The organism is Pseudomonas sp. B40(2017), from assembly GCF_002112855.1.
GTDB lineage: Bacteria > Pseudomonadota > Gammaproteobacteria > Pseudomonadales > Pseudomonadaceae > Aquipseudomonas > Aquipseudomonas pharyngis.
In genome coordinates, this window is the sequence record NZ_NEIT01000007.1 from 20394 (window position 1) to 46376 (window position 25983).

General features: G+C 62.3%; 24 protein-coding genes and 4 pseudogenes. 15 read left to right on the plus strand and 13 right to left on the minus strand.

The window, feature by feature from the left end:
• Window positions 1-53 precede the first annotated feature (53 nt).
• Window positions 54-2477 (plus strand): TonB-dependent receptor, encoded by a 2424-nt coding sequence (locus CAF76_RS20070; protein ID WP_085648182.1) that lies wholly within the window; start codon window positions 54-56, stop codon window positions 2475-2477.
• A gap of 114 nt (window positions 2478-2591) precedes the next feature.
• Here CAF76_RS20070 and CAF76_RS20075 read toward each other — a convergent pair whose 3' ends face one another.
• On the minus strand, window positions 2592-3743 hold the full coding sequence (locus CAF76_RS20075) for an MFS transporter (protein ID WP_085648183.1): 1152 nt from the start codon (window positions 3741-3743) through the stop codon (window positions 2592-2594).
• A 196-nt stretch (window positions 3744-3939) separates the two neighbouring features.
• Here CAF76_RS20075 and CAF76_RS20080 point away from each other — a divergent pair, with 196 nt between their 5' ends.
• Window positions 3940-4932: a diaminopimelate epimerase gene (locus CAF76_RS20080; RefSeq protein ID WP_085648184.1), complete on the plus strand. Its 993-nt coding sequence runs from the start codon at window positions 3940-3942 to the stop codon at window positions 4930-4932.
• Window positions 4933-5097: 165 nt separating this feature from the next.
• Here CAF76_RS20080 and CAF76_RS20085 read toward each other — a convergent pair.
• From CAF76_RS20085 to CAF76_RS20110, 6 genes and pseudogenes are all read right to left on the minus strand, one after another.
• Window positions 5098-5310, minus strand: a pseudogene (locus CAF76_RS20085) (carboxymuconolactone decarboxylase family protein); the annotation flags it as partial.
• A 114-nt stretch (window positions 5311-5424) separates the two neighbouring features.
• The gene (gene codA, locus CAF76_RS20090; RefSeq protein ID WP_085648185.1) at window positions 5425-6660 is read right to left on the minus strand and encodes a cytosine deaminase; all 1236 of its coding nucleotides are present in this window, start codon (window positions 6658-6660) and stop codon (window positions 5425-5427) included.
• Window positions 6661-6673: 13 nt separating this feature from the next.
• Complete coding sequence (gene codB, locus CAF76_RS20095) at window positions 6674-7945, minus strand: cytosine permease (RefSeq protein ID WP_064597984.1); 1272 nt, start codon at window positions 7943-7945, stop codon at window positions 6674-6676.
• Between the two features lie 173 nt (window positions 7946-8118).
• Window positions 8119-8931 (minus strand): alpha/beta fold hydrolase, encoded by an 813-nt coding sequence (locus CAF76_RS20100; RefSeq protein WP_085648186.1) that lies wholly within the window; start codon window positions 8929-8931, stop codon window positions 8119-8121.
• An 85-nt stretch (window positions 8932-9016) separates the two neighbouring features.
• Window positions 9017-9373 carry a 6-carboxytetrahydropterin synthase QueD gene (queD, locus tag CAF76_RS20105; RefSeq protein WP_007955941.1) on the minus strand — a complete coding sequence of 119 codons (357 nt, stop codon included), beginning with the start codon at window positions 9371-9373 and terminating at the stop codon, window positions 9017-9019.
• Between the two features lie 86 nt (window positions 9374-9459).
• On the minus strand, window positions 9460-10539 hold the full coding sequence (locus CAF76_RS20110; protein WP_085648187.1) for a patatin-like phospholipase family protein: 1080 nt from the start codon (window positions 10537-10539) through the stop codon (window positions 9460-9462).
• 146 nt (window positions 10540-10685) lie between these two features.
• On the opposite strand from CAF76_RS20110, the gene CAF76_RS20115 reads away from it, so the two are divergent.
• From CAF76_RS20115 to CAF76_RS20130, 4 genes are read left to right on the plus strand one after another with little or no spacing between them, the layout of a single operon-like run.
• Window positions 10686-10994: a PepSY domain-containing protein gene (locus CAF76_RS20115; RefSeq protein ID WP_039770261.1), complete on the plus strand. Its 309-nt coding sequence runs from the start codon at window positions 10686-10688 to the stop codon at window positions 10992-10994.
• The gene (locus CAF76_RS20120) at window positions 10994-11305 is read left to right on the plus strand and encodes a PepSY domain-containing protein (RefSeq protein ID WP_064597979.1); all 312 of its coding nucleotides are present in this window, start codon (window positions 10994-10996) and stop codon (window positions 11303-11305) included. Before CAF76_RS20115 ends, CAF76_RS20120 begins: the two co-directional genes overlap by 1 nt.
• Before the next feature lie 3 nt (window positions 11306-11308).
• Entirely contained in the window at window positions 11309-11977 is a 669-nt protein-coding gene (locus CAF76_RS20125) for a response regulator transcription factor (protein ID WP_011335105.1), read from the plus strand.
• A complete protein-coding gene (locus tag CAF76_RS20130) occupies window positions 11974-13287 on the plus strand; it encodes a sensor histidine kinase (RefSeq protein ID WP_085648188.1) in 1314 nt (437 codons plus the stop codon). Before CAF76_RS20125 ends, CAF76_RS20130 begins: the two co-directional genes overlap by 4 nt.
• A 219-nt stretch (window positions 13288-13506) precedes the next feature.
• Here the strand turns inward: CAF76_RS20130 and CAF76_RS29125 are convergent, their stop codons facing one another.
• Together CAF76_RS29125 and CAF76_RS29130 are read right to left on the minus strand one after the other, a co-directional pair.
• Window positions 13507-14262 (minus strand): methyl-accepting chemotaxis protein, encoded by a 756-nt coding sequence (locus CAF76_RS29125; RefSeq protein WP_371807414.1) that lies wholly within the window; start codon window positions 14260-14262, stop codon window positions 13507-13509.
• Between the two features lie 102 nt (window positions 14263-14364).
• Window positions 14365-15753 (minus strand): annotated as a pseudogene (locus CAF76_RS29130) (HAMP domain-containing protein); the annotation flags it as partial.
• Between the two features lie 215 nt (window positions 15754-15968).
• On the opposite strand from CAF76_RS29130, the gene CAF76_RS20140 reads away from it, so the two are divergent.
• From CAF76_RS20140 to CAF76_RS29140, 3 genes and pseudogenes are all read left to right on the plus strand, one after another.
• Window positions 15969-17285, plus strand: coding sequence for a Na+/H+ antiporter family protein (locus CAF76_RS20140; protein WP_039770253.1), 1317 nt, complete (start codon window positions 15969-15971; stop codon window positions 17283-17285).
• Window positions 17286-17479: 194 nt separating this feature from the next.
• Window positions 17480-18256, plus strand: a pseudogene (locus tag CAF76_RS29135) (cache domain-containing protein); the annotation flags it as partial.
• A gap of 312 nt (window positions 18257-18568) precedes the next feature.
• Window positions 18569-19162 (plus strand): annotated as a pseudogene (locus CAF76_RS29140) (methyl-accepting chemotaxis protein); the annotation flags it as partial.
• A gap of 209 nt (window positions 19163-19371) precedes the next feature.
• On the opposite strand, the gene CAF76_RS20150 reads toward CAF76_RS29140, so the two are convergent.
• On the minus strand, window positions 19372-20307 hold the full coding sequence (locus CAF76_RS20150) for a LysR family transcriptional regulator (protein ID WP_085648191.1): 936 nt from the start codon (window positions 20305-20307) through the stop codon (window positions 19372-19374).
• A gap of 111 nt (window positions 20308-20418) precedes the next feature.
• Here CAF76_RS20150 and CAF76_RS20155 point away from each other — a divergent pair, with 111 nt between their 5' ends.
• The 3 genes from CAF76_RS20155 (at window position 20419) to CAF76_RS20165 (ending at window position 22034) form a co-directional block, all read left to right on the plus strand.
• Window positions 20419-20907, plus strand: a complete 489-nt coding sequence (locus tag CAF76_RS20155) for a DMT family transporter (RefSeq protein WP_085648192.1) — start codon at window positions 20419-20421, stop codon at window positions 20905-20907.
• Window positions 20908-20911: 4 nt separating this feature from the next.
• A complete protein-coding gene (locus CAF76_RS20160; RefSeq protein WP_039770319.1) occupies window positions 20912-21367 on the plus strand; it encodes a DMT family transporter in 456 nt (151 codons plus the stop codon).
• Between the two features lie 499 nt (window positions 21368-21866).
• Window positions 21867-22034, plus strand: coding sequence for a metallothionein (locus CAF76_RS20165; protein ID WP_074689145.1), 168 nt, complete (start codon window positions 21867-21869; stop codon window positions 22032-22034).
• A 24-nt stretch (window positions 22035-22058) separates the two neighbouring features.
• Here CAF76_RS20165 and CAF76_RS20170 read toward each other — a convergent pair whose 3' ends face one another.
• Together CAF76_RS20170 and CAF76_RS20175 are read right to left on the minus strand one after the other, a co-directional pair.
• Window positions 22059-22331, minus strand: a complete 273-nt coding sequence (locus tag CAF76_RS20170) for a hypothetical protein (protein ID WP_085648193.1) — start codon at window positions 22329-22331, stop codon at window positions 22059-22061.
• Window positions 22332-22369: 38 nt separating this feature from the next.
• Window positions 22370-22597 carry a DUF6555 family protein gene (locus CAF76_RS20175; protein ID WP_064597962.1) on the minus strand — a complete coding sequence of 76 codons (228 nt, stop codon included), beginning with the start codon at window positions 22595-22597 and terminating at the stop codon, window positions 22370-22372.
• A 137-nt stretch (window positions 22598-22734) separates the two neighbouring features.
• On the opposite strand from CAF76_RS20175, the gene CAF76_RS20180 reads away from it, so the two are divergent.
• The 3 genes from CAF76_RS20180 (at window position 22735) to CAF76_RS20190 (ending at window position 24772) form a co-directional block, all read left to right on the plus strand.
• Window positions 22735-23523 carry a helix-turn-helix domain-containing protein gene (locus tag CAF76_RS20180; protein ID WP_085648194.1) on the plus strand — a complete coding sequence of 263 codons (789 nt, stop codon included), beginning with the start codon at window positions 22735-22737 and terminating at the stop codon, window positions 23521-23523.
• Window positions 23524-23610: 87 nt separating this feature from the next.
• Window positions 23611-23784, plus strand: coding sequence for a DUF1427 family protein (locus tag CAF76_RS20185; protein ID WP_074689141.1), 174 nt, complete (start codon window positions 23611-23613; stop codon window positions 23782-23784).
• A gap of 31 nt (window positions 23785-23815) precedes the next feature.
• Window positions 23816-24772, plus strand: coding sequence for a zinc-binding alcohol dehydrogenase family protein (locus CAF76_RS20190; RefSeq protein WP_085648195.1), 957 nt, complete (start codon window positions 23816-23818; stop codon window positions 24770-24772).
• A 141-nt stretch (window positions 24773-24913) separates the two neighbouring features.
• Here the strand turns inward: CAF76_RS20190 and CAF76_RS20195 are convergent, their stop codons facing one another.
• Window positions 24914-25873 carry a nucleoside-specific channel-forming protein Tsx gene (locus CAF76_RS20195; RefSeq protein WP_085648196.1) on the minus strand — a complete coding sequence of 320 codons (960 nt, stop codon included), beginning with the start codon at window positions 25871-25873 and terminating at the stop codon, window positions 24914-24916.
• Between the last annotated feature and the right edge of the window lie 110 nt (window positions 25874-25983).

A 25983-nucleotide genomic window follows, 5' to 3' on the forward strand; every position in this document is an offset into this window, starting at 1 on the left:
CTGGTTTGCATTAACAGCCGCACACTCTTGCGATCCACAGGACTCCGTTCGACGTGAAAAACTCCACCGCCAAAAACAAAAAATCACCTTGGTTGCCGCTGGCACTTGCGCTGGCGGTCAACGCCGCCGTGCCGATGGCCTTCGCCGCCGAAGCCATCCACATCCGCGCCCAGCCGCTGGGTCAGGCCCTGAGCGAACTGGGCCAGCAAACGTCGTTGCAGGTGTTTTTCAGCCCGGACCTGGTCGCCGGCAAACAGGCGCCGGCGGTGGATGGCAATCTTTCTCCGGAGCAGGCCCTGCGCCAATTGCTGCAAGGCAGCGGTCTGGATTATCAGATCAATGAAGGCTCGGTGACTTTGTCACCGGCCCCGACTTCCGCTGCCAGCGGCCCGCTGGAACTGGGCGTGACCGACATCAAGGTGGTCGGCGACTGGCTCGGCGACGCCGACGCCGCCGTGGTGCAGAACCACCCCGGCGCGCGCACGGTGATTCGCCGTGAAGCGATGGTCGAGCAGGGCGCGATGAACGTCGGCGACGTGCTGCGCCGCGTACCGGGCGTACAGGTGCAGGAAGCCAACGGCACCGGCGGCAGCGATATTTCGTTGAACGTCGGCGTGCGGGGTTTGACGTCGCGTCTGTCGCCACGCTCCACCGTATTGATCGACGGCGTGCCGGCCGCGTTTGCTCCGTACGGCCAGCCACAACTGTCGATGGCGCCGATTTCTTCCGGCAACCTCGACAGCATCGACGTGGTCCGTGGTGCCGGCTCCGTGCGTTACGGGCCGCAGAACGTCGGCGGCGTGATCAACTTCGTGACCCGCGCGATCCCGGAAAAAACCACCGGTGAAATCGGCACCACCCTGGAAACCTCCCAGCACGGTGGCTGGAAACACATCGATACCGCGTTTCTCGGCGGCACTGCCGACAACGGCATCGGCATGGCGCTGTTGTACTCGGGCGTCAACGGCAACGGTTACCGCGAGCGCAACAACGGCAACGACATCGACGACGTGATCCTCAAGACCCACTGGGCGCCGACCGATCAGGACGATTTCAGCCTCAACTTCCACTACTACGACGCCAGCGCCGACATGCCCGGTGGCCTGACGCAAAAGCAGTACGACGACAAACCGTTCCAGTCCGACCGCGACTACGACGGCTTCAGCGGCCGCCGCAAGGACGTGTCGTTCAAGTGGATCCGGCAGATCGACGAGCGCACCCAGGCGGAAGTGCTGACCTACTATTCCGACAGTTTTCGCGGCAGCACCATCGCCGCCCGCGATCAGAAAACCCTCAGCTCGTTTCCGCGTTCCTATTACACGCTGGGCATCGAACCGCGCGTTTCGCGTGTGTTCGACGTCGGCCCGACCACCCAGGAAGTCAGCGTCGGTTACCGTTATCTGAAAGAGGCGATGCACGAGCAATCGAGCCGTCTGGCGCTGGTCAACAATGTGCCGGTGGTCACCAAGACCTCCGACGGTCATGTGTTCCAGGACCGCACCGGCGGCACCGAGGCCAACTCGGTTTACATCGACAACAAGATCGATGTCGGCAACTGGACCGTGACCCCGGGCATTCGCTTCGAGCACATCAGCACTGACTGGCATGATCGCGCCGTGCTCGACACCGCCGGCAAACGCGTCCCGGAGAAAAACCGCAGCATCGAAAGCAACGAGCCGCTGCCGGCCCTGAGCGTGATGTATCACCTGTCCGATGCGTGGAAGCTGTTCGCCAACTACGAGACGTCGTTCGGCAGCCTTCAGTACTTCCAGCTCGGTCAGGGCGGCTCGGGTGACCAGACCGCCAATGGTCTGGAGCCGGAGAAAGCCAAGACCTACGAAATCGGCACGCGCTACAACGATGACGTGTGGGGCGGAGAAGTGACGCTGTTCTACATCGACTTCGATGACGAACTGCAATACATCAGCAACGACGTGGGCTGGACCAACCTCGGCGCGACCAAGCACCAGGGTATCGAAGCGTCGGTCCACTACGACATGGCGGCGCTCGATCCGCGCCTTGATGGCCTGACGGCCAACGCCGGTTTCACTTACACCCGCGCGACCTATGAAGGCGAGATCCCGGGCTTCAAGGGCCGCGACCTGCCGTTCTATTCGCGTCAGGTGGCCACCGTCGGCCTGCGTTACGACATCAACCGCTGGACCTACAACATCGACGGCTTCGCCCAGTCCAAACAGCGCTCGCCGGGCACCGGCGTGAATGCTGATGGCAGCTTTAATGGCAATTACATCACCGAAGGCACGGCGGACGGGCAGTACGGCGACATTCCGGGTTACGTGACCTGGAACGTGCGCGGCGGCTATGACTTTGGTTCGCAGCTGTCGAACCTGAAGCTCGGCGCCGGGGTGAAAAACATCTTCGACAAGCAGTATTTCACCCGCTCCAGCGACAACAACTCGGGGATCTACGTGGGTACGCCGCGGACGTTCTTCGTGCAGGCCAGCGTCGGTTTCTGATAGACCGAGGTGGCTTCATCGCGGGCAAGTCGAATCGTCGAACCGCAGCTCCCACAGGGAACGTTTGTATCTTGTGGGAGCGGGTTCGCTTCGGGGGCGTTCAGATGATGTTTTTCAGACTTTGAGCGCTTTGCCGCCAATCGCCACCGCCACCAGCAACGTCGCCATCAACCCGAAGGCAAAACTCAGGCTGCTGGCGTGGGCGACAAAGCCGATCACCGCCGGCCCCGCCAGAATCCCCGCATACCCCAGCGTAGTGATTGCCGGCACGGCGATGCTTTCCGGCATCACCGTCTGCTTGCCCACCGCCGTGTACAGCACCGGCACGATGTTCGAACACCCGGCGCCGACCAGCGCATAACCCAGCAGCGCGGCTTGCCAGCTCGGGGCAAAGGTCGCCAGAAACAATCCCGCCGCTGCCAGCAGACCGCCAAACAGAATGATCCGGGTTGCGCCCAGTGCGCGGACGATCCGGTCACCGGTAAAGCGACCCGCCGTCATGGTCAACGCAAATGCTGCGTAACCAAGCCCCGCATAGGCAGTGTCGATCCCGCGTTCCTGCGCCAGGAACACCGCGCTCCAGTCCAACGCCGCCCCTTCGGTGAGGAATACGATGAAGCACATGCCGCCGATGAACAGCACGATCCCGTGGGGCACCGCGAACGCCGGCCCCGAGCTTTCACTGCCGTAAGGCAGCATGTGCGGCACGGCCTTGAACAGCGCCGCGATCAGCACTACAACCACCACCAGCATCGCCGCCAGTGGCGACAACCCGAGACCGAGCAGGGCACTGACGCCCGCCGCGCCGACAATCCCGCCGAGGCTGAACAGGCCGTGGAACCCGGACATCATGTTCTTGCCGCTGGCCCGCTCGACGATCACCGCTTGCAGGTTCACCGTCGAATCCACCGTGCCCAGTCCGGCGCCGAACATGAACAACGTGGCGATCAATGCCGGAATCGACGACACCGTCGCCAGCAACGGCAATGCTGCACAGATCAGCAACGTGCCGCCGGTAGCCACCTTGCGGCAGCCAAACCGCGTGGCCAGAATCCCCGCCAGCGGCATCGCCAGAATCGAACCGACGCCCAGGCACAGCAACAACAATCCCAAGGTGCCTTCATCGAGCCCGGCCCGCGCCTTGGCGTAGGGCACCAACGGCGCCCACGCGGCGATGCCGAGCCCGGCGATGAAGAAAGCGATGCGCGTGGACATCTGTTCGAGGCGTCCGGGAACGAACGTGTCTTGAGGGGTGAGGCTGGTCATAACGATCCTTGGCAAAAAACGTTTCAGCAGCGGACATCCTTGCACAGCTCTTCTGTGGGAGCGAGCCTGCTCGCGATGGCGGTGTATCAGACAATGAAAGTTCGACTGACACTACGGCATCGCGAGCAGGCTCGCTCCCACAAGGAATTGCGTTTTACAGTGACGTCTTTGGCAACTCGAAAACAAGGGTCAGTACATGACGCAGTTCTACGATGTACGGGGCAATATCTACGGGGTGATTTCACCGCAGGCGCTGCGGGACTCGGGTATCGATCTGCCCGCCAGTGCCACGCAGTGTGCCTTGTCTCGACTGGCGTGGAGCCGCGCCGCGATCGCCCTGTGCTGCGATTGGCCCGACGGTCAGCGACCTGTCGGCAGCAAGTCCCATCGCAGCGATGGCTTGCTGATCGGCCCGTTTCAATCCTCGCCACCCTTTGATGTGCTGATCGTCAACACCGACGGCACGCTGGCTGAACGCAGTGGCAACGGCCTGACGATCTTCTCCCAGGCGCTGCTCGAACAGGGGGTGATGCCGGAGGAGGGCGCGACGCTGCGGGTGCATCACGACAAACAGGACGCACTATCGCCCGTGCCGACCTCGGTGAAACCGGCGCAAGTGGCGGGCGTGCAGGGCTTCTGGCTGGACCTCGGCCAGCCCGGTTTCGGCCCGGCGGCGGTCGGTGCGCTCGGGGTTGAGTCGCACCCTTTCAATGGCGTGGAAGTCAGCGGTGTTCGACCGCTGGCGCAACTCGATCCCGCGTGGGCACACAGCCAGTTCGTGCGCATCGGCAATCCGCATTGCGTGACGCTGGTGCAGGATGAAGCCGCATTGCCGAGCAACGCACAGATGCTTGAAGCACCGCTGGCGGAAAGTCTGACCGCCATCGCCTACGCCATGCCCACCGGCGCCGGCCAGCCGTGCCCGGCCGGGGTCAATCTGCAATGGGCGATGCGCGCCGGTGATCAACGCATTGTGGCGCGGGTATTCGAACGGGGCGAGGGGCCGACGGCGTCTTCCGGCACCAGCGCCAGTGCGGTGGCGAGTGCAGCGTGGCGGGTGGGCTGGGTGTCGGCGGGAGAAGTGCAGGTGGTGATGCCAGGTGGCACGGCGCCGATTTTACTGGAAGAGCGCGATGGCGAGTTGCTCGGCGTGCGTCTGTTCGGCACCGTGCATCGGACAAAAAGGTGAAGTCCCTTTCATGATCGTCCCCCCGGGAACGATGGATCCCTTGGGGCTTACTGTGAGCCGACACGCAGCGCTTGTCGCCTGTCAGATCTGACAGGTTGGCTCTATCGTTTGGCGATAAAGCCGCCCCGATCCATAACCATGAAACCGTTCATTGGCCCTTGAACAGGCAAACGACACCGCTTCGCGTAATCGCGGATCAAGACCGGGACGTGAGTGTAAATGTCCGTACACCACGCCGACGGCCAGTTGGCCCAATGCGGGAACTGTATGAAACAAGGCGTCGAGCCTGGCCCCTCCATCGGGTACGAGTTCGACAAACGTATGGCGGCCTTCCTGGTAAAGCGTGGCCATGGGATCGGAAGTGGTCTTTTGATTCATGTCGCGTCCTCACGGATCAATGAGGATGGCAGCGGAGCAACTACGCGCGAACTACGGCATGACAGTGCGTCCATCGGAAGAAGTCGGCGCCGTTGCAGCGCCGACTTCTACACCTTAGACGAATTCCACCACCGGCATCTGCCGCTTCATCAGCACTTTGCCGTCGCGGATCGAATACAGCGGCAGGCCCTGGCTGCGGATCACTTCGTAATCGCTGTCCGCCGACAGGATCAGCAGGTTCGCCGGGCGGCCCTGTTCCAGGCCGTAGCGTTCACCGAGGTGCATGGCCTTGGCGCTGTTGTCGGTGACCAGATCCAGCGCGCTCTGCAGGTTTCGATAACCGAGCATGTGGCAGATGTGCAGGCCGGCTTCGAGGACCCGCAGGATGTTGCCGTTGCCCAGCGGATACCACGGATCGACGATCGAGTCCTGGCCGAAGCAGACGTTCATCCCGGCTTCGAGCAGTTCGTTGACGCGGGTCACGCCGCGGCGTTTCGGGAAGTTGTCGAAGCGACCTTGCAGGTGAATGCTTTCGGTCGGGCAGGAGACAAAACTGATCCCCGAATGCCCGAGCAGGCGGAACAGTTTGGCGCAGTAGGCGTTGTCGTAGGAGCCCATCGCGGTGGTGTGGCTGGCGGTCACGAGGGCGCCCATGTCGCGACTGCGGGCCTCTTCGGCCAGCACTTCGAGGAAGCGCGAATGCGGGTCGTCGGTTTCGTCGCAGTGCACGTCCACCAGGCAGCCGGTGCGCTCGGCCAGGTCCATCAGGAACTTCACCGAACTGACGCCCTGATCGCGGGTGTATTCGAAATGCGGAATCCCGCCGACCACGTCCGCGCCCATGCGGATTGCTTCTTCCATCAGCTCGCGACCATTACGGAACGACTCGATGCCTTCCTGGGGGAACGCGACGATTTGCAGGTCGATCAGGTGACGGCTTTCCTCGCGCACTTCGAGCATCGCCTTGAGCGCGGTGAGTTGCGGGTCGGTGACGTCGACGTGGGTACGCACGTGTTGAATGCCGTGGGCGGCGAGGGTTTGTATGGTTTTTTTGGCCCGGGTCTTGGTGTCTTCCTGGGTGATGGTGACTTTGCGCTCGCCCCAGCACTCGATGCCTTCGAACAGCGTGCCGCTCATGTTCCAGCGCGGCTCGCCGGCGGTCAGGGTGGCGTCGAGGTGGATGTGCGGCTCGACGAAGGGCGGCACCACCAGATTGCCGCCGGCGTCGAGGTCGTCGGGGCCCAGGGTCGGCGCTTCGGTCTGGCGCGCGATGCTGCGGATCAGGCCGTCTTCGAGGTGCAATTCGTGCAGACCTTCCTGGTTGCGCAGTCGGGCGTTGATGATGTGCATCGGGCGAATCCTTTTATAGATCTTGTAGAGGGGCGGCCGCGTTGCGGGCGCCGAGCAGGCCGGTCACTGCGATATACGTTAACGCGGCAACGGCGATGCCGACCAGCGGCGCGACCCACGGCGAGCCGAACGCGGCGACGGTTCCGGCCGCGTAAGCCGCCAGCCCCGGCCAGTTGAACGCCGGTAACCGTGCGTCGGCCAGACGCGGATAACGCCCGCGCCAGCGGAAGAAAAAGTCCGCCATGATCACCCCGCCAATCGGCGGGATCACCGTGCCCAGCAGGATCAGATAAGGCACCAGCATGTCGTACATGCCCAGCAGCGCGAGCGCCGTGCCGATCACGGCACCGGCCAGGGTCACGGTCTTGCGGCGCCCGGTGCGCAGCAGGTTGCAGCCGGCGACGGCGAAGTTGTAGATGGTGTTGTCCTGGGTACTCCAGATGTTCAGCAACAGCATCGCCATCGCCGCCATGGCGAAGCCTTGCAACAGCAGCACTTCGACCACGTCGGGTTGTTGGTAGACGATTGCGCCGTAGGCGCCGATCAGCACCATCAGGCCATTGCCGATGAAAAAGCCGATCAGGCTGGCCAGCACCGCAATGCGCGCCGAGCGCGAAAAACGCGTCCAGTTGGTGGCCTGGGTCGCGCCGCTGACGAAGGTGCCGAACACCAGCGTGATGGCGGTCGACCAGTCCAGCGAACCACTGGGCACGACGCTGAGCAGTCCGTCGAGGCCGCCGACTTTCACGGTGGCGACCCACATCGACAGCATCAGCAGCAACATCATCGCCGGCACCGCGATGTACGACAGAATCTCCAGTCCGCGATAACCGACATACGCCGTGGCGCAGAACACCAGGCCGAACAGCACCATCAGCCCCAGCACCGTGGCTTCATTCAGATCGAAATACTTGCCAAGTACCACCGCCGCCGTCGCGGTGCCCCAGGCGTACCAGCCGATCTGGGTAAACCCGAGGATCAGATCGCTGAGTTTGCTGCCGACTTCGCCAAAACAGAAGCGCCCCATCAGCACCGAATTCAGCCCGCTCTTGAAGGCGATGTAGCCGAGGCCTGCGGCATACACACCGAGAAGCAGATTGCCGATGACGATGACGGCGAGCATTTCGCCGAAGTTGAACGCCACGCCGAGCTTGCCGCCGGCAAACATGGTCGCCGTGAAGAAGGTGAACCCCAGCAGCACCATCGCCGTGGAGGCCAGGCCTTTGCGCGCGTGCATCGGCACTTCGCTGAGGGGGTAATCGTTGCCGGGATCGTTTTGCGTCATGGGGGCGTTCCTTGCTGGAAAGGAGAGGACGCGAAGAGGTTGCAGCGGTCGTGCCAAACGCGATGTTGCGGGTATTTATAGACGAGGCACGGATGATCGGCGCGAAAGCAGTGCATCGGGCGCCGCACCGAACCATGTGGGAGCAGTTGTTCCCACAGGGTCACGGGATTGCATCAGAGAAACCGCAGTAGCGCGGCGACGATGGCTTCAGGCGCATCTTCCTGCACCAGATGCCCGGCATTCGGGATCGGATGAAATTGCGATCCTGGAATCATCTTGTGCAACTCGCGCCCGCGCTCAATGGGAATCCACTGATCCTCTTCCCCCCAGAGAATCTGCACCGGGCAGCGGATCGTCGGGTACAGCGGCTGTGCCTCCAGCGTGTAGCGCTGATCCATCTGCGCGATCTGCCGGTAGAACGCCGCTTGCCCCGGATCGCCCAGCCACGGCTGCACGTAGGGCGCCAGTTCGTCATCGGGAATCTCCCGGTGAATCGCCCCGCGAATATAGGCCGGCACGATGGCGCGCTGGATGTAATCCGGCAGGCCGCTGAACGCCGCTTCATGCTGGCGCACGTGCTGCACGAACGGCGAACCCCAGGGTGTCAGCGCGACCGGGTCGATCAGGGTCAGGCTGCGGTAATCCTTGCCGTTGAGCAGATGAGCGCGCAGCACGGTGGCGCCGCCGAAGTCGTGGGCGACTACGTCCGGGCGTTGCAGATTCCAGTGATCCAGCAACTGCGCGAGCAATTCGTTCTGCACGCCGAGGGAGACATCGGCGTCCGGTTGCTCGGATTGGCCGTAGCCCAGCAGGTCGAAGTAATGCACCCGGTGTGTGGCGAAAAAGTGCGGCGCGATGCGGTGCCACACGTAAGACGAGAAGGGCGTGCCGTGCACGAATACCAGCGGCGGGCCGTCGCCGCGCACCCCGTGGCGAATCTGTCGCCCGTTGAAATCCAAGACCTGATCCAGCAGCCAGTCCGTCATGAGCCTGTCCTATTGGCGGGTTCGAGCCAAAAAGCATAGGCGTAAAAAAACCACCGGTCTCGGTGGTTTTTTTGTGTCGCGGGAATTACTCGCCGCGATAGATGCAACCGCTGGTGCAGGTCTCGTGGATGCGGATCGCACTGAGTTCCGGCAGCAGGGGCTTCAATTCATTCCAGATGAATTTGGCCAGCACTTCGCTGGTCGGGTTCTCGAGGCCCGGAATGTCGTTGAGGTAGTTGTGGTCCAGACGCTCGTACAACGGCTTGAAAATCGCTTTGATCTCGGAGAAATCACGGATCCAGCCGGTGTGCGGATCGAGGTCGCCGCTCAGGTGAATCGCCACTTTGAACGAGTGACCGTGCAGGCGTCCGCACTTGTGGCCGTCCGGTACGTGGGGCAGGCGGTGGGCGGATTCGAACGTAAATTCCTTGAAGATTTCCACAGTGATTTCAGCTCTGTTCAGATGGCGTTCGCCGCAGCGAATTCGGGCAGGCGGCGAGTTTATCAGCTTGTTCCCGGCTGTGCTGACTAAAGGGTCAGCAAGCGTTCGGCGAGGCGACCATTGGCAGTCAGTTCAAGGAATTCGTCACCCATCCGGCGGCTCTCGTCCATCGCCGCGCGCCAGTATTTCTGTCGGCTCGGCGCATCGCCCATGAAACGCTTGAAGTCGTTACGGTCGGGGAGTTTGCCGTAGGGCAGGCGCGCCAGGTATTCCTTCGACGGCGCGAGCAACAGCACGTCCTGCAAGCGTTCCACCGAAGCTTTGCGCCACGGCAGAGTCTTGTCGAACCAGCCCGGGATCACTCGGTCGGTGAAGTGCGGATACAACACGATGCCGTCGCCGCTGTAGGGCAGGTCGAGGTGGTAGTCGAGCAGACCGCCGTCGCGGAACGTGCCCGCACCGGCGCCCGGCAGGTCACGCACGCCCTCCATGACCATCGGGATCGAACCCGAGGCCAGCAGCGCCTGACGCAGGTTGCCGGCATCGAGGGCGACGAAACGCGACGGGAAGTCGTGCAGCGCATGCACCGGCGGCGCCAGGCGCGGATCGTGGATGATCAGCCGTTCGAAGTGCCGCGACAGCCGCGCGCGGCCGCGCAGGTTGTCGGCGATCACCGAACCCAGTGCCAGCCCGAGCCGGCCGCGATGATCGTCCGCCAGCCCGCCGTGGCTTTTGACCACCATGATGTTCAAGCGGTAATGGGCGTTGGTCAGAAGGCTGGCATCGCGGCCGTCGAGCAGGTCATCGAGCATGCGCTGCGAACTGCGGCTGACCTCGCCGATGGTCACGCCTTTGTTGAAGTTCTGCTCGGTGTACAGATGACCAAGGCGGCGGATGCCTTCGGCGGCGTCCGGCAGGCAGGCACTGGCGAAGCGCCAGGAACCCACCGACGCACCGATCAGCGAACGCTCGCGCGGCGCCGCCGGCAGCCACTCGCCGAACAACGCCAGATCCAGCCCCTGAATCCCCAATGCCTTGGGCCCACCGGCAGCGCCGGGCAGGGTGCCGACGTCGGCGGCGTTCAGGCCTTGGGCACGAATGCGCGCCATGGCCCTGGGGCCGGCCTTGAGGGTGAGGGCAGGGAACTTGATGTGAATGGCGGTCATACCGGTCTCGATCGTTAGCAAGCGAAAGATTATAAGCACATGTTGCCGTGGCTGCAGGAGCAGGCCAAATGATGGCAATTCAGTTTCAGTTAAGTTCGCACCGTTAAGGTGCGGCCCGTAGCGACACATAAAAATACGGAGACACCATGAAAACCCTGACTGCCCTGACCATCGCCTCGATCATCGGCCTCACCGCCAGCACCGTTCACGCCCGCGATCTCGGCCCGGATGAAGCCCTGCGCCTGCGCGACGCTGGTACTATCGTCTCCTTCGAGAAGCTCAACGCCACCGCGCTGGCCAAACACCCGGGTTCGACGATCACCGACACCGAGCTGGAAGAACAGTACGGCAAGTACATCTACCAGATCGAGCTGCGTGATCCGCAGGGGCTGGAATGGGATCTGGAACTGGACGCGGTGAGCGGGCAAGTGCTCAAGGATCATCAGGATACGTAATGAAGGTGAATGTTCGCGCCACCCGCCGTACGGCATTGGCGCTGGTGATGTTTTGCTCGACGGCCATGGCCCGCGACCTGGGTCCCGACGAAGCCCTCAATCTGCGCAAGCAGGGTGTGATCCTGCCGCTCGAGCAGGTATTACACCAGGCGATGGACCGTTATCCCGGCGCGAAACTGCTGGAAGTCGAGCTGGAAGAAAAACACGACGTCTACATTTATGAAGTCGAGTTGCTGACCGTCGAGGGTGTGGCCCGCGAGCTGCACTTGAAGGCCGACACCGGCGAACTCGTGAAAGACAAGGAAGATTGACCGATGCGCTTGCTTCTGGTGGAAGACCACGTACCGCTGGCCGACGAATTGCTGGCAGGCCTGCAACGTCAGGGCTACGCGGTGGACTGGCTGGCGGACGGACGCGATGCGGTCTATCAGGGCAGCAGCGAGCCCTACGACCTGATCGTCCTCGACCTCGGTCTGCCCGGCGTTCCGGGGCTTGAGGTGCTGGCGCAATGGCGCGCCGGCGGTCTGACGATTCCGGTGCTGATCCTCACTGCCCGCGACTCCTGGGCCGAGCGTATCGAAGGCCTCAAGGCCGGTGCCGACGATTACCTGACCAAACCCTTCCACCCGGAAGAGCTGTATTTGCGCATCCAGTCGCTGCTGCGCCGTTCCAAGGGCCAGGCCAACCAACCGACGCTCAAGGCCGCAGGACTGCACCTGGACGAGGGCCGCCAGTGTGTCGTGCGCGACGGCGCCGATATTCAGCTGACCGCTGCCGAATTCCGTCTGCTGCGCTACTTCATGCTGCACCCGGAACAGATCCTCTCCAAAAGCCACCTCGCCGAACACCTCTACGACGGCGAGACCGAGCGCGATTCCAACGTGCTGGAAGTTCACGTCAATCACCTGCGACGCAAGCTCGGCAAGAGCGTGATCGAAACCCGTCGCGGTCAGGGTTATCTGTTTGGCGGACAGGCTTCGTGAGATCGATCCAGCGCCGCTTGAGCCTGGGGTTGATCAGCGTGCTGGTGGTCGTCGGTGTGCTGCTGGCGCAAACCAGCCTGTGGCTGTTCGAAGTGGGATTGCAGCGCTATCTCGAAGCCGGGTTGCGCAACGACAGCGAGAGCCTGCTGGTGGCGCTGGTTCGCGGGCCGCAAGGCTTGCAGCTGGATGAGCGGCACTTGTCGCCGGCCTACCAGCGACCGTTTTCCGGGCATTACTTCCGCATCGACTTCGCCGACAGCCATTGGCGCTCCCGCTCGTTGTGGGATCAGGACCTGCCGTTGCTCGAACGCTCCGGCCTGCACAGCAACCTGCAACTGGGGCCGGACGGCCAACAATTGCTGGTACTGCGCTCGGACTATCGACGGCTCGGTCAGTCGATTTCCATCAGCGTGGCTCAGGATTACACGCCGGTGCGCGAGAGTTTCCAGCGCATGCGCCAGATCGGCCTCGGCCTCGGTTTGGCCGGGTTGCTGCTGATTCTGTTGTTGCAACGTCTGACCGTGCGCCGCGCGTTGCGGCCGCTGGAAAAGGCCCGCGAGCAGATCGCCCAGTTGCAGCAGGGCCAGCGTTCGCAACTCGATGAACAAGTGCCGGCGGAACTGGAACCGCTGGTGGCGCAGATCAACCATTTGCTGGCGCACACTGAAGACAGCCTGAAGCGTTCGCGCAACGCTCTGGGCAATCTCGGGCATGCGCTGAAAACCCCGTTGGCGGTGCTGTTGAGTCTGGCGTCGAGTGAACGGCTCGACGCACACCCGGAGCTGCGCAAGATCCTCAAGGAACAACTGGAGCAGGTTCAGCAACGACTGAACCGCGAGCTCAACCGTGCTCGGCTCTCTGGCGATGCGTTGCCGGGAGCGCTGTTCGATTGCGACGCCGAGCTGCCGGGGTTGCTGTCGACGTTGAACATGATCCATGGCGAGCATCTGGAACTGAGCTACGTGGCCCCGCCGGGCCTGCAATTGCCGTGGGATCGTGAGGACCTGCTGGAACTGCTCGGTAACCTGCTGGACAACGCCTGCAAATGGGCGGATGCCGAGGTGCGGCTGAGCGTGGTCGAAACGGCTGATGGTTTTGTGCTGAGTGTGGAAGACGACGGGCCGGGAATTCCCGAGGCGCAGCGGGCTCAGGTATTCAGCCGGGGGACGCGGCTGGATGAGCAGACCCATGGGCATGGCTTGGGGCTGGGGATTGTGCGCGACATCGTCGACACCTGGGGCGGGGTGCTGGTGCTGGGCGAAAGCGAGTGGGGCGGGTTGAAGGTGGAGATTCAGTTGCCTCGGCGGTGAGCTTCAAGAGCCCCCTCATCGGAACGCCGCCCGCCTAACCCTCTCCCGGAGGGAGAGGGGACTGACCGAGGTGTTCTTTCGAGTTACGCCGACCTGATCTATCGAGTTGAACTCAGGTTTTGACAACGACGGAGATCGGCTCCCTTTCCCCCTCGCCCCCCTTGGGGGAGATGGCTGGGGTGAGGGGGCGATTTAACTGACACCCCCCACATTCAAGAATCAAACCCGAAACTGATCCATCAAGCTCTGCTGCTGATTCGCCAGGCTATTGAGCGACTGACTCACCCGCGCCGATTCATTCGCCTGCCCCGACAGCGACTCCGTCACATCACGAATCGTCGCCACGTTGTTGTTGATCTCTTCAGCCACCGCGCTCTGTTCCTCGGCGGCGCTGGCGATCTGCAGGTTCATGTCGCTGATCACCGTCACCGCATCGCCGATCTGGCGCAGCGCCGTCACGGCCTGGCCGACCTGTTCGACGCTGCCCTGGGCCTGGCGATGGCTGTTGCCCATCGAACCGACCACGTCCTGGGTGCCGTTCTGCAATTGCTCGATCACCTGGCGGGTTTCTTCCACCGACTCTTGAGTGCGGCGGGCGAGGTTGCGCACTTCGTCGGCGACCACCGCAAAACCACGTCCGGCTTCACCGGCACGGGCGGCTTCAATGGCGGCGTTGAGGGCCAGCAGGTTGGTCTGTTCGGCGATGGCGCGGATGGTTTCCAGCACGGTGCCGATCTTCTCGCTGTTGGCGGCCAGGCCTTCGACCTGCACCATCGCTGCACTCATGTCGGCGGCGAGGGTGTCGATGCTGGCGGTGGTGCGGTCGATCACGGTCAGGCCCTGACGGGTGGCGCGGTCGGCGTCCTTGGCGGCTTCGGCGGCTTGCGCAGCGCTGCGGGCCACGTCCTGAGCGGTGGCGCTCATTTCGTGGGACGCGGTGGCGACCTGATCGACCTGACGGTATTGCTGCTCCATGCCGGCGCTGGTCTGAGTGGCGATGGCCGAAGACTGGTCGGCGGTGTTGCGCGCGTCCTGCACCGAGCGTTTCACCTCGGCGATGATCGGTTGCAGCTTGTCGAGGAAGCGGTTGAACCAGCCGGCCAGTTGACCGAGCTCGTCCTTCTTGTCATAGGCCAGACGCCGGGTCAGGTCGCCTTCGCCGCTGGCGATGTCTTCCAGCATGTGCGCCACGCCGAGGATCGGTTTGGTCACGCTGCGCGCCATCAGCCACACCAGCAGCAGGCCGATCAGCGCCGCGAGCACGCCGAGGCTCAGTTCGATCAGGGTGCCTGAGGTGTTGCTGGCATCCAGTTGTTGCTTGAGTGCTTCGGCGCGACTGACCAGAACCTTTTCCGGCACATCGAGCAGCACGCCCCAGGACGGGCCGCCGGGAATCGGCTGGAACGGCGACAGCACTTTCAGTTGCGCGTTGCTGTGCAGGCTACTGACGGTGTTGCTCGAGGCGAGCAGACGCAGCAGTTCGGCGCCGCTGATGGTGTCCACGGCATCCAGGCGCTGGCTGAGTTTATTGGCGTCCGGGCTGTAACCGGCGAGCAGGCCGGCGGGGCTGACGATGCTCACGGCGGTCTGGCCGTCGTAGAGCTTTTTGCTGGCGCTCTGGCTGATCGCTTGCAGGCTGTTGAGGTTGATGTCCACCGACAGCGAGGCGATGACTTTGCCGTTGACCATCAGCGGGAACACGATGCTGGTCATCAGCACCTTTTGCCCGTCGATCACATAGAAATAGGGTTCGATCACGCATGGCTTGAGCGTGGTGCGCGGGCAGGTGAACCAGGCGTTTGCGGCCTGACCGCTGGGGCCGGTGCTGGTGTCGGCCATGTCGCTTTCCGGCAGGGCCATCGAGGTCACCTTGCCCGGAGTCGGCTGCGACCAGTACAGGGCGAAACGGCCCTTGTCGTTGCTGCCTAATTCACTTTGCCCGGCGAATAGTTCGTCTTTGCCATCCAGCGCGTTGGCTTCGAACACCAGCGACAGGCCGAGCAGATCCGGATTGGCCTGCAAGGCCGATTTCACCTGACGGGTCATGTCCTCGCGCAGGTCGAAGGCATCGAGGAAGCGCTTCTCGGCCTGCTCACGCAGGAACAGCACCTGCCGCGAGAAACCGTGGCCATATTGATAGGCGTCCATGAACTGCTGGCGAATGCCCGCCGCCTGAACTTCACCCTGGGATTCGATGCGGGCCTGGGCCGACTCGGTGAGCATTTCCATGCTCGAAGCTTTCACCAGTTCGGAACTGTGCTCCATGCGATACAGCGAAAGACCCACCAACAGGGTCACGATACCGGCCAGGCAGAGCCCGGCGAGCAGGGTGATTTTCCATTGGATGGAAAGTTGTCTGAGTGACATGGAAACGTCCTTATTCGATAAATATCTGAGACTTTGCACTGTAACGGCCGCGTTTCGGCTTTCTTTATGGCGTAAATGCAATAGGGCGAATTGACGCATGTTGTGGCGGATATGCCTTGTTCAGCGGTTTGATCATGGAAAGTTACACAGTGTTGCGACCAGTCGCTTTGACACTGCGCCCGCGCTGCGGCACAGTGCGCGCCCTTCTAATAAGACCCTCTATGCAAATCCGCTGGCGACCCTCGTGGCTTGTCGGTCGGACTCATCCTGTCTGGCGGTGAATGGCTTTGCCGTCGTGTTTTTGAGGTAGTGAAATGAATGCAGTGATTGCTGCGGTCGGCGTCATGCTGATCCTCAGCCTGTCCCGGGTGCATGTGGTGATCGCGTTGATCGTCGGTGCGCTGGTCGGTGGCCTGACCGGTGGTCTGGGTATCGACGCCACGCTCAAGGCTTTCAACAGTGGCCTGGGCGGCGGGGCGACGGTGGCGTTGTCCTACGCGTTGCTCGGCGCTTTCGCCGTGGCGATTGCCAAGTCCGGTTTGGCCCATGCGCTGGCCGACAAGGCTCTGGCGATGGTCGACCGCCAGCATGCGACCGGTGGCGGCAGTGTCAAATGGTTGCTGATCGGCCTGCTGTGGGTGGTGGCGATCGCTTCGCAGAACATCCTGCCGATCCACATTGCGTTCATTCCGCTGCTGGTGCCGCCGCTTCTCTATGTACTGACCAAGCTGCAACTGGACCGCCGGTTGATCGCCTGCGTCATGACTTTCGGCCTGATTACGCCGTACATGTTCCTGCCGGTGGGCTTCGGCAACATTTTCCTTAATGAAATCCTGCTGGCCAACGTTGCCCGCAGTGGCGTTGACATCAGCGGGATCAACGTCACCCATGCCATGGGAATTCCGGCGCTGGGCATGCTGGCAGGGCTGGGTATCGCCTTTATCAGTTACCGCAAGAAACGCGTCTACGACCTGGGAAAAATCGAGCAGGTCGAGCAGGTGGCAGTGCAGTACAACCCGCGCAGTCTGTTGATCGCCGGTGTCGCCATTGCCGCAGCCTTCATTATTCAGTTGCTGCTGGATTCGATGATTATCGGGGCGCTGGCCGGTTTCCTGATCTTTTCGGCGTCGGGCATCGTCAAATGGCGCGAGACGGATGACCTGTTCACCGAAGGCATGAAGATGATGGCGATGATCGGCTTCATCATGATCGCCGCTTCCGGATTCGCCGAAGTGATGAAGGCCACCGGCGAGGTGCAGACGCTGGTCGAGTCTTCGGCGTCGTGGATCAATCACAGCAAGGGCATCGGTGCCTTGCTGATGCTGCTGGTCGGGCTGCTGGTAACCATGGGCATCGGCTCTTCGTTTTCCACGGTGCCGATCCTGGCGGCGATTTTCGTGCCGCTGTGCGTGCAACTGGGCTTCAGCCCGATGGCGATTGTCTGCATCGTCGGCACGGCCGGTGCCTTGGGCGATGCCGGTTCGCCCGCGTCCGACTCGACCCTTGGCCCGACCTCCGGTCTGAACATCGACGGCCAGCACCATCACATCTGGGACACCGTGGTCCCGACTTTCCTGCATTACAACCTGCCGCTGCTGGCGTTTGGCTGGGTGGCTGCGATGGTCCTGTAACACTACAAATCCCCCTGTGGGAGCCAGCCTGCTGGCGATGACGCCGGATCAGTCAGCACATTGGGCGGCTGATACATCGCTATCGCCAGCAGGCTGGCTCCCACAAGGTGCGGGTTAATCCGCAGCTCAACTTTTGGTTTCGCGTGCCGTTAAAGCCTTTAACCACGCCAATAAAACCAAAAGAGTGAGCCCCCATGCGCCTGAGTCTCAAGGCTAAAGTCCTGTCCCTTGCCGTCCTTCCGGTGCTGCTCTTTGCGCTGGTGATCAGCCTGACCACGCTGTTCATCCTTCAGGAACAGGCGCGCAATGAAGTCCAGCAGACCCGCGAACGCCTGCTTGGCGATGCCAAAGCCACGCTGGCCAGCTACGTCGCCGTGGCCATGACCACCATCAAACCGTTGTACGACGCTGCCGCTCCCGGCGACGCCGATGCGCGGGCGCAAGCGATCAAACTGCTGTCGAGCATCAAGTACGGCAAGGATGGCTACTTCTTCGGCTACGACTCCGAGACCGTGCGCCTGTTCAAGGCCAACGACCCCGAAGGCGTGGGCAAAAGCTTCAAGGACAACCGCGACCCGAACGGCGTCTACGTCAACCGCGACCTGGTGAAAGTCGCGAAGGACGGCACCCATTACTTGCAATACAGCTCGCCGCTGCCGGGCAACGCGCAAGTGCTGGTGCCGAAACTCGGCTACACCGAATACCTGGCGAAGTGGGACATGGCGGTGGGGACGTCGGTCAACCTCGATGGCATCGAAGCGCAAGTGGCGGTGGTCGAGGCCAAGGTGCAGGAGCGCATGCAGGGCGTGGTGCTGAGCATCGTCGGCGTGGCGGTGGTGGTGTTGCTGGTAATTGCGGCAGCGGGGATGCTGCTGGCCAACACCATTCTGCGACCGCTGACCCTGATGAAAGCCAACCTCGATGACATCGCGGCGGGCGAGGGCGACCTGACCCGGCGCCTGACCATCACCAGCCAGGACGAACTCGGTGAACTGGCGGGCTCGTTCAACCGTTTCGTCGACAAGATCCACGGCCTGGTGCGGCAGATCACCGAAATGACCTCGCAACTGACCGGGCTGGTGACGCAAGTGTCGGATCAGGCCCAGCGCTCCGATCAGGCCATGGAGCGTCAGCGTCACGAAACCGATCAGGTCGCCACGGCGATCAACGAAATGTCCGCCGCCGCTCAGGAAGTCGCCAAGAGCGCACAGAACGCTGCCGTCGCCGCGCAGCAGACCGACGAAGAAGGCCAGACCGCCAAGCGCGTGGTGGCCGGCAGCATCAAGCAGATTCATGCGCTGGTGGACGACATCCGCAGCAGCGGCGTGTCGCTCGATAGCTTGCAACAGGACGTGTCGTCGATTGTCGGCGTGCTCGGGGTGATTCGCTCGATCGCCGAACAGACCAACCTGCTGGCGCTCAACGCTGCGATTGAAGCGGCGCGGGCCGGCGAGGCCGGGCGCGGGTTTGCGGTGGTGGCGGACGAGGTGCGGGCGCTGGCTTCGCGCACGCAGATCAGTACGCAGGAAATTCAGGGCATGATCGACCGCTTGCAGGCGGGGACGCAGTCGGCGGTCGAGGCCATGCGCCGCTCAAGCGAGGCGGGTGACGGCACGTCAGCCCAGGCCAATCAGGCGGGGGCGTCGCTGGATGCGATGGCGGATCTGATTGCGACGATCAATTCGATGAACGCGCAGATCGCCAGTGCTGCCGAGGAGCAGACGGCGGTGGCCGAAGAGATCAACCGCAGCGTGCATCAGATTGCGGTGGCGGTGGATAACGTGGCGGACGAGACTCAGTTGGGGGCGCAGACTTCGCGGAGTCTGGCGGAGTTGGGGCAGCGGCTTGGGAAGTTGGTGGGGCAGTTCCGGATCTGACCCCCAAAGGCCCCCTCACCCTAACCCTCTCCCGGAGGGAGAGGGGACTGACCGCAGTGTCTTGCGTCATACATCGACCTGAAAAATCGTGTCGATTATGGATTCACAGCCGATCGCTCATGTCGGCGTATCTCTCGAATATCCCCCGTTCGGTTCCCTCTCCCTCCGGGAGAGGGCTAGGGTGAGGGCTGGCTTTGACTTTGGCGAGCTCAGGGTCTGTCCCAGTAGGGGACTTCGCCAAAGCACTCGATAAAAAAGTCGATGACCGTCCGCACCTTCACCGACAACCGCCGGCTCCCCGGCCACAGCACCGAAATCTGCTGCGGCTCGACACTGTTCGACACCTGATAATCCCCCAACACCGGCACCAGCGTGCCCGCACGCACCGCCTCGCCGATCAGCCATGACGGAAACATCACCAGCCCCAGCCCTTGCACAGCGGCCTGGGTCAACGTGTCCGCGTGGTTGCCGGTGATCGGGCCCTTGACTGCATACGGCGTCCACTCGCCCTGATCCTGCCGGAAGAACCAGCGCTGCAGGCCCGTCGCGCCCTTGTAGGCCAGGCACTGGTGGCGGGCGAGGTCTTCGGGATGCTGTGGCGTGCCGAAGCGCTTGAGATACGCGGGACTGGCCGCGACCTGAAAGCGGTGCGGTGCCAGGATCCGCGCCTGCATGCTTGAGTCGTGCAACGGGCCGATGCGAAACAGCAGGTCGGCGCCTTCCTGCAACGGATCGATGTAGTGGTCGGTCTGCTGGATATCCAGTTGCAGCTTCGGATAACGCCCGCACAAACGACCCAGCCATGGCGCCAGATGGCGCTGACCAAACACCACCGGGGCGTTGATCCGCACCAGGCCGGTCGGTTCGCTTTGCTGTTCCTGCAAGGCCTGTTCGGCTTCTTCCAGTTGCACCAGCACCAGCCGCGCGTGGTGGCCGAGCATGCGCCCGGCTTCGGTTGGCGTCACCGCACGGGTGTGGCGGTAGAGCAATTGCTGGTTCAGTGCCTGCTCCATCAACTGGATCTGTCGGGAAATCGAGGAGGGCGCCACGCCCTCGCGGCGGGCGACTTCGGAAAAACTGCCGTGGTCGAGCACCGCTACAAACAGCCTTAGCGCCTTGAATCCCAGTTCGTTGAGCCCGTGCATTGTGTGTCCTGCTGTGCGAATTGCGCAAAAGTGTTGTCCGGATGCTCCCATTTATCGCACAGCTGCGCCAGCCGATAATCCGCGCCAACGTTTCCTTCAGAGGTTTTTCAGATGCAGTCGTTAGATGAAGTGAGTGCCGCGCCGGCCCCGGTCGCCCGGCCCGGTTTGCGGTTGTTGCTGTTGCCGCTGGTGATCCTGGCCGGCATGGGGTTGTCGGTGGAGGCGGGGTTGCTCGGGCCGTTGGGTGAGCAGGTCGGGCATTTGTGGGCGACCTTGAGCATTTTCGGGGTTGGGTCGGCGATTCTGTTTTTGCTGTTGTTGTTTGCGGGGCCGCAGAAGGGGCCGGCGCTGACGGATCTGCCGCGCTGGCAGTTGATCGGCGGGTTTCTTGGGCCGATGTATGTGGTGGTGCTGACGCTGGCCACGCCGCATATCGGGATTGCGATGACGATGATTGCGATTCTATCGGGGCAGGTTGGCAAGAGTGTGTTGATTGACCATTTCGGGTGGTTTGGGGCTGCGCGCAAGAAGGTCAATGCCGAACGTTGGCTGGCCTTGGTGTTGATTGTGGCGGCACTGATTTTGATTGCGCGGGGTTGATGTGATGAGTCTGGTTATTTTGTTGGCGGTCGTAGTGTTGGCCGGTGCGGTGTTGAGTGTGCAGGCGGCGATCAATGGGCGATTGGGGGAGACTGTTGGTGTTCTGCGCAGCAGTTTGTTGACGTTTGTCGTCGGCGCTGTTTCTACGGGGTTGTTGATTTTGTTTTTTGAGCCTGCTCAGGCGGTGAGTTTGCTGGAGGTGCCGAAGTGGCAGCTTAGCGGTGCGCTGTTCGGGGTGGTTTACATGATGGTCATGGTTGGTGCAGTGCCGCGCGTTGGTGCGGCTGTGGCGACGGTGGCGGTGATTGTCGGGCAGCTTGGGATGGGGATGTTGATCGACAATTTTGGCTGGTTGGGGAATCCCGCTATTGAGTTGTCTTCGAGTCGGGTTTTGGCGATGGTTTGTTTGGGGCTGGCGCTGGTGTTCATGTATCGCAGTAGCGTGCGTCAGGCTGTTTGAGCGTGGCGGCCTTTGGGCCGACCAGGCTCTTGTTCGTTTTGCGTGTATATCCGTTTCTTCGGGTGCGGCCGCTGGCGGTTTCGCTCTTACAGCGAGTCACTTTGGCAAACGCCCCAAAGTAACCAAAGGTCTGGGCCCCGGCGTTCGGCCCCTCGCTGGGGCTCGGGGTTCCTTCGTTCCGGGATTCATCCGGGGGCATCGCCTACGGTTTGCTTCGCTGCACCTCCTCTCGATGCATGCGGCTTCGCCGCACGGTCGCTGCGCTCCCACCCCCGGATAAATCCCTCCACTCAGCCTGCCGATGGGGCCGGCACGTCAAAAGCGGTACTCGAGCTAACGCTCATCGTTGTGACTGGTGACTGGTGACTGGTGACTGGTGACTGGTGAGTGGTTAGTGGTGGGTGGTGTGGGTTGGGAGGTTAGGTGGTTTTCACGTTCTACACTGGTAGCACGGCTGTTCTTTCGGCCTCAGGCAACCACCACCAGAGGAGTCTGTTTCATGGCAGATAGAAAATGCGATTGTCCGGGATGTCGTTGCACGATCAAGGAGGGTGAGCATTCTTATGTGGCGCACGGGAAGCATTATTGTTGTGAGGCCTGTGCGCATCATCACAAGAGTGGTGAGGAGTGTTCTGGCAAGGGGTGTCAGTGTGCGCATCCCAAGTAATCTCGGGTATTGAAAAGGTGGAGCCTAATCAGGCTCCACTTCCAGTTTCAGGCTGTCGTCGTCCAGACGTTCGGTGTGGCGGACGTTGCCGTGCAGGCGGCGGCCTCCGACGTTGACGACGATGGTCTTGGCCTGTTCAAGGTCTTCCGGCAAGGGGGCCGGGACGCGCAGGGCGAAGCGGTAGGGGTCGTTTTCGACGGGTTCCAGGCCAACCGGGCAGTCGACGCTTTTGGTGATGCGACCGAACAGGGTGTCCAGGCCGTAGTCCAGGTGCGCCGGGCTGTTGATGGTTGTCATGTGTAGTCCCCCGAAATAGTCCCCGCCTGCGCGCAAGCTTAGCTCGCCGGTCGCCATGTAACGTTTTCCACGCCGAATTTTTCTGCCATCGGCTTGCTGGTCTTTTGCACCTTCTCCCGGCCGAAACGCGGGATGCGGCCGACCCCTGCGTCGCAGCTTGCCCAGTGCCACGCCTCGGTGTTGTCCATTTTGTCCGAGCGGATAATGAACGACTTTGGCGTGCCGTGAAGGGTGTAATCGATGACGTACAGTTTTGCGTTGTTCATAAAGCCCATCTTCCTCCCTGTGGTAATAGAAGGATCGCTGGGCTGCGGGAAAATTCACTCGGATTGTCCGACGGTATCTATCAATGGCGAGGTCCCGGTCGGACTGGTTACCATGGCGCTTTCGCCAACCCCGATGAATGTTCGCCATGGCCCTCGCTGCGCCCCCTGATCTGAGTGATACCGATGTGCCGGTGCAACCGCTGGCGCGTACGTATCCGCGTGGGTTGTTCATCGAGCCGCATGAGCATGTGTGGGGGCAGTTGCTGTACGCGATGAGCGGCGTGATGTGGGTCGAGACGCCGCACGAGGCGCTGGTGGTGCCGCCGCAGCGGGCGGTGTGGTTGCCGCCAGGGGTGCCCCACGGGATTCGGGTGGTGTCGGATTTGCAGATGCGCAATATCTACCTGCGCCCGGCGCTGGCGGCGACGCTGGATCAGACGGTGCAGGTGATCGAGGTCGGCGGTCTGCTACGCGAGTTGATCGTCGGACTGGTGGCGCAGGGCGACAGCGGCGATGCCGAGTACTACGAGGCACTGGTCGGGCTGGCGCTGCTGGAGCTGAAACGCGCAAGGCGTTCACAGCTGAAGATCCCGCTGCCTGACGATGCCGACCGGCGGTTGATGAGTCTGTGTCAGGCGGTGATGGCCGCGCCGTCGCTGGATATTCCTTTCGAGCAGCATGCCGAAAACGCCGGGGCCAGCGTGCGTACGCTTGCACGGTTGTTCAAGGAAGGGTTGGGCATGGGCTTCGCCGAGTGGCGGCGTCAGGTGCAATTGGCGACGGCGGTGGCGGAGTTGATCCAGGGTGTGCCGGTCAGCGCGATTGCCCGTGAGCTGGGTTATTCGCCGAGCAGTTTCAGCGACATGTTCCGCCGGGAGCTGGGTGTCGCCCCTTCGCAATTCGATGGCGGGCCGCTCGCCGACTGATTTGGCAGAAATTCAGAAGTCCTTGGCCGATGCCGGTCGCCGCCTTTCCCTAGACTTTGCCCATTCCTTTTGTGGCGGAGTGATCCCATGAATTACCTGATTTCACTGGCGGTCGGTCTGGGTGTCGGCCTGCTGTATGGCGCGCTGGATGTCCGTTCTCCGGCGCCGCCGGCCATCGCGCTGGTGGGCCTGCTGGGCATGCTGGCGGGCGAGCAGTTGTGGCCGATGGGTCGGCAACTGGTCAGTGGCTGGCTGTCCTGAATTCTGTCTTTTCCCTTCGGTGGAGATTTCCATGAAAGCATTGCAATTCGATAAAACCGGCGACCTGTCGTCCCTACGCTTCGTCGAGGTGCCGACGCCGGGGCCGGGCGCTGACGAGGTGCTGGTGCAGATCAAGGCTGCTGGTCTCAATCCCAGCGACGTGAAGAACGTGCTCGGGCGTTTCCCGTACACCACGCTGCCGCGTATTCCCGGTCGGGATTTTGCCGGTGTGGTGGTCGAAGGACCGCAGGCGTTGATCGGCCAGGAGGTCTGGGGCACCGGGCGTGAGCTGGGCTTCTTCGCCGACGGCTCCCACGCACAGTTCGTCAAACTGCCGGCCAATGGCGTGGCGCACAAGCCTTCGCATTTGAGTTTCACCCAGGCCGCCAGTCTTGGGGTGCCTTACACCACGGCGTGGGATGCACTCGAGCGCAGTCTGGTCAGTGCCGAAACCCGTTTGCTGGTGATTGGCGGCGGGGCGGTGGCGACGGCGGCGCTGGCGCTGGCCAAAGTGCGCGGCGCGCAGTTGCTGGCGGCGGCGCGGCGGCCGGAGCAGGTCAAGGATTTGCAGGCGCAGGGTTTTCAGACGATCCAGCTGGATAAACCCGAGGATCTGGGTGCGCAGGTCAACGCGGTGTATCGCGGCGGCGCCGATGTGATTTTCGACACCACCGGTTTCTGGCTGCCGGCCTCGGTGGCGGCATTGGCGACCTTCGGCCGGATCGCGATCATCGCCGCGCCAGTCGATGGGCATGTGCAGCTGCCGGCGCTGGCGCTGTATCGCAAGGGCGGTTCGGTGGTCGGCATCAACTCGTTGCTGTATGGCGTTGAAGCCTGCGCGGCGATGCTGGAACAGTTCGGCCGGTTCTTCGACGAAGACCTGCTGCCACTGCCGCAAGGGCTTGTCGAAGCGCCGCTGGCCGAAGGGCTGGCGCGGTATGCCGATGTGAATCAGGGCAGTGGCGACAAGGTGATCCTCATCCCCTGAGTTCTCAGAAAAAGTGACTAACCCTGTGGGAGCTAGCCTGCTAGCGAAAGCGCTAGTGCAGTCGACGAAAATATTGACTGTGCTGACGCCATCGCTAGCAGGCTAGCTCCCACATTGTTTTTCGGCGGGTTTGCAATCGCATCAGAACTGATAACCGATGCCGGCGTAGTAACCCCAGCCATTTGAGCGCGCCCGGAAGTTGCCGTCGCCAAAGTTCAGCTCGCTGCCATCCTCCCAGTTGCCGCCGTTGTGGAAATAACGGCCGACCAGGGTGAAGCGCAGGTGGGTGAACGAGTACAGCAAGACGTTGGTCGCCACAGTGGCATTGGCGGTGCGCGCCGGGTTGTCCTTGTGCAGGTCCGAGCCGAAATCGAAGTTGGTGAAGCCGATGTAGGTCAGCGAGGCGCCGTTGCTGAATGTGTCGATCGGCACGATGTACTTGAGTTGCGCGCGGTAGCCGTCCCACGAATATTCGTTGCTGGCGCCGTAGTTTTCCCACTGGTAGCGCCCGTACAGGTTGGCCGACAGATTGACCCGCGAATGGGTGTCGATGTCGGTGCCGAAACCGCTGTACAGCGTGTTGGCGCGGTTCTCTTTGCGGCTGCCGTGGTCGTAGATCCAGTCGAACGCCACGTACCATTCCTTGAACGGCCCGATGGCCAGGCTGCGGCCGGCCAGATAGTCGATGGAGATGCGCGGTTCGTGCTCCATGAACACCGGCGAGCCATGGTCCCACACGCCTTTGTCGTGGCTGTTGCCGATATTGAAGATCTTCGGAATGTCGATGTAGCCATACAGCTCGAACGGGCCCTTGCGCCCGAAGTATTCATATTCCAGGTAGATGTCGTCGGCCGGTTGCGGGCCAAAGCTGATGTCCTTGCTGCCGATCAGCATCAGGTCCTGGTTGTACCAGTCCGACAGGTACGCACCTTTTTTTGGCGGGCTGGCTTCGGGGCTGAGGGCTTCACCCTGGGCGGATTCGTCGGGCAAGACCGGTTGCGCCAGCGCGGCGTGGCTGAGAACTCCGGTAACGCCGGCCAGTAGCAGGGAAACGGCAAAAGTGCGCGCACCGCGAAGTCGGTGGCAGGAAAAAGCGTGCATTCAAAGTCCTTTTTGCGGATCAAGGCCCGGAATCATGGGCCTGTACGGTTTTGTAACGAAAATGCGGTCAACAGCGACTCGCAAACGTTTGCATAAGCCGTACCAGTTTC

Bases quoted from the DNA above. Each gene is read 5' to 3' on its own strand.
- CAF76_RS20185 (WP_074689141.1), top strand. From the start codon at position 23,611: ATGAATTACCTGATTTCACTGGCGGTCGGTCTGGGTGTCGGCCTGCTG.
- CAF76_RS20155 (WP_085648192.1), top strand. From the start codon at position 20,419: ATGCAGTCGTTAGATGAAGTGAGTGCCGCGCCGGCCCCGGTCGCCCGG.
- CAF76_RS20110 (WP_085648187.1), bottom strand. From the start codon at position 10,539: ATGACCGCCATTCACATCAAGTTCCCTGCCCTCACCCTCAAGGCCGGC.
- codA (WP_085648185.1), bottom strand. From the start codon at position 6,660: ATGCACATCATCAACGCCCGACTGCGCAACCAGGAAGGTCTGCACGAA.
- CAF76_RS20120 (WP_064597979.1), top strand. From the start codon at position 10,994: ATGAAGGTGAATGTTCGCGCCACCCGCCGTACGGCATTGGCGCTGGTG.
- CAF76_RS20125 (WP_011335105.1), top strand. From the start codon at position 11,309: ATGCGCTTGCTTCTGGTGGAAGACCACGTACCGCTGGCCGACGAATTG.
- CAF76_RS20195 (WP_085648196.1), bottom strand. From the start codon at position 25,873: ATGCACGCTTTTTCCTGCCACCGACTTCGCGGTGCGCGCACTTTTGCC.
- codB (WP_064597984.1), bottom strand. From the start codon at position 7,945: ATGACGCAAAACGATCCCGGCAACGATTACCCCCTCAGCGAAGTGCCG.
- CAF76_RS20115 (WP_039770261.1), top strand. From the start codon at position 10,686: ATGAAAACCCTGACTGCCCTGACCATCGCCTCGATCATCGGCCTCACC.
- CAF76_RS20140 (WP_039770253.1), top strand. From the start codon at position 15,969: ATGAATGCAGTGATTGCTGCGGTCGGCGTCATGCTGATCCTCAGCCTG.
- CAF76_RS20175 (WP_064597962.1), bottom strand. From the start codon at position 22,597: ATGAACAACGCAAAACTGTACGTCATCGATTACACCCTTCACGGCACG.
- CAF76_RS20080 (WP_085648184.1), top strand. From the start codon at position 3,940: ATGACGCAGTTCTACGATGTACGGGGCAATATCTACGGGGTGATTTCA.
- CAF76_RS20170 (WP_085648193.1), bottom strand. From the start codon at position 22,331: ATGACAACCATCAACAGCCCGGCGCACCTGGACTACGGCCTGGACACC.
- CAF76_RS29125 (WP_371807414.1), bottom strand. From the start codon at position 14,262: ATGGAGCAGCAATACCGTCAGGTCGATCAGGTCGCCACCGCGTCCCAC.
- CAF76_RS20075 (WP_085648183.1), bottom strand. From the start codon at position 3,743: ATGACCAGCCTCACCCCTCAAGACACGTTCGTTCCCGGACGCCTCGAA.
- CAF76_RS20150 (WP_085648191.1), bottom strand. From the start codon at position 20,307: ATGCACGGGCTCAACGAACTGGGATTCAAGGCGCTAAGGCTGTTTGTA.
- CAF76_RS20180 (WP_085648194.1), top strand. From the start codon at position 22,735: ATGTTCGCCATGGCCCTCGCTGCGCCCCCTGATCTGAGTGATACCGAT.
- CAF76_RS20160 (WP_039770319.1), top strand. From the start codon at position 20,912: ATGAGTCTGGTTATTTTGTTGGCGGTCGTAGTGTTGGCCGGTGCGGTG.
- CAF76_RS20100 (WP_085648186.1), bottom strand. From the start codon at position 8,931: ATGACGGACTGGCTGCTGGATCAGGTCTTGGATTTCAACGGGCGACAG.
- CAF76_RS20165 (WP_074689145.1), top strand. From the start codon at position 21,867: ATGGCAGATAGAAAATGCGATTGTCCGGGATGTCGTTGCACGATCAAG.
- CAF76_RS20190 (WP_085648195.1), top strand. From the start codon at position 23,816: ATGAAAGCATTGCAATTCGATAAAACCGGCGACCTGTCGTCCCTACGC.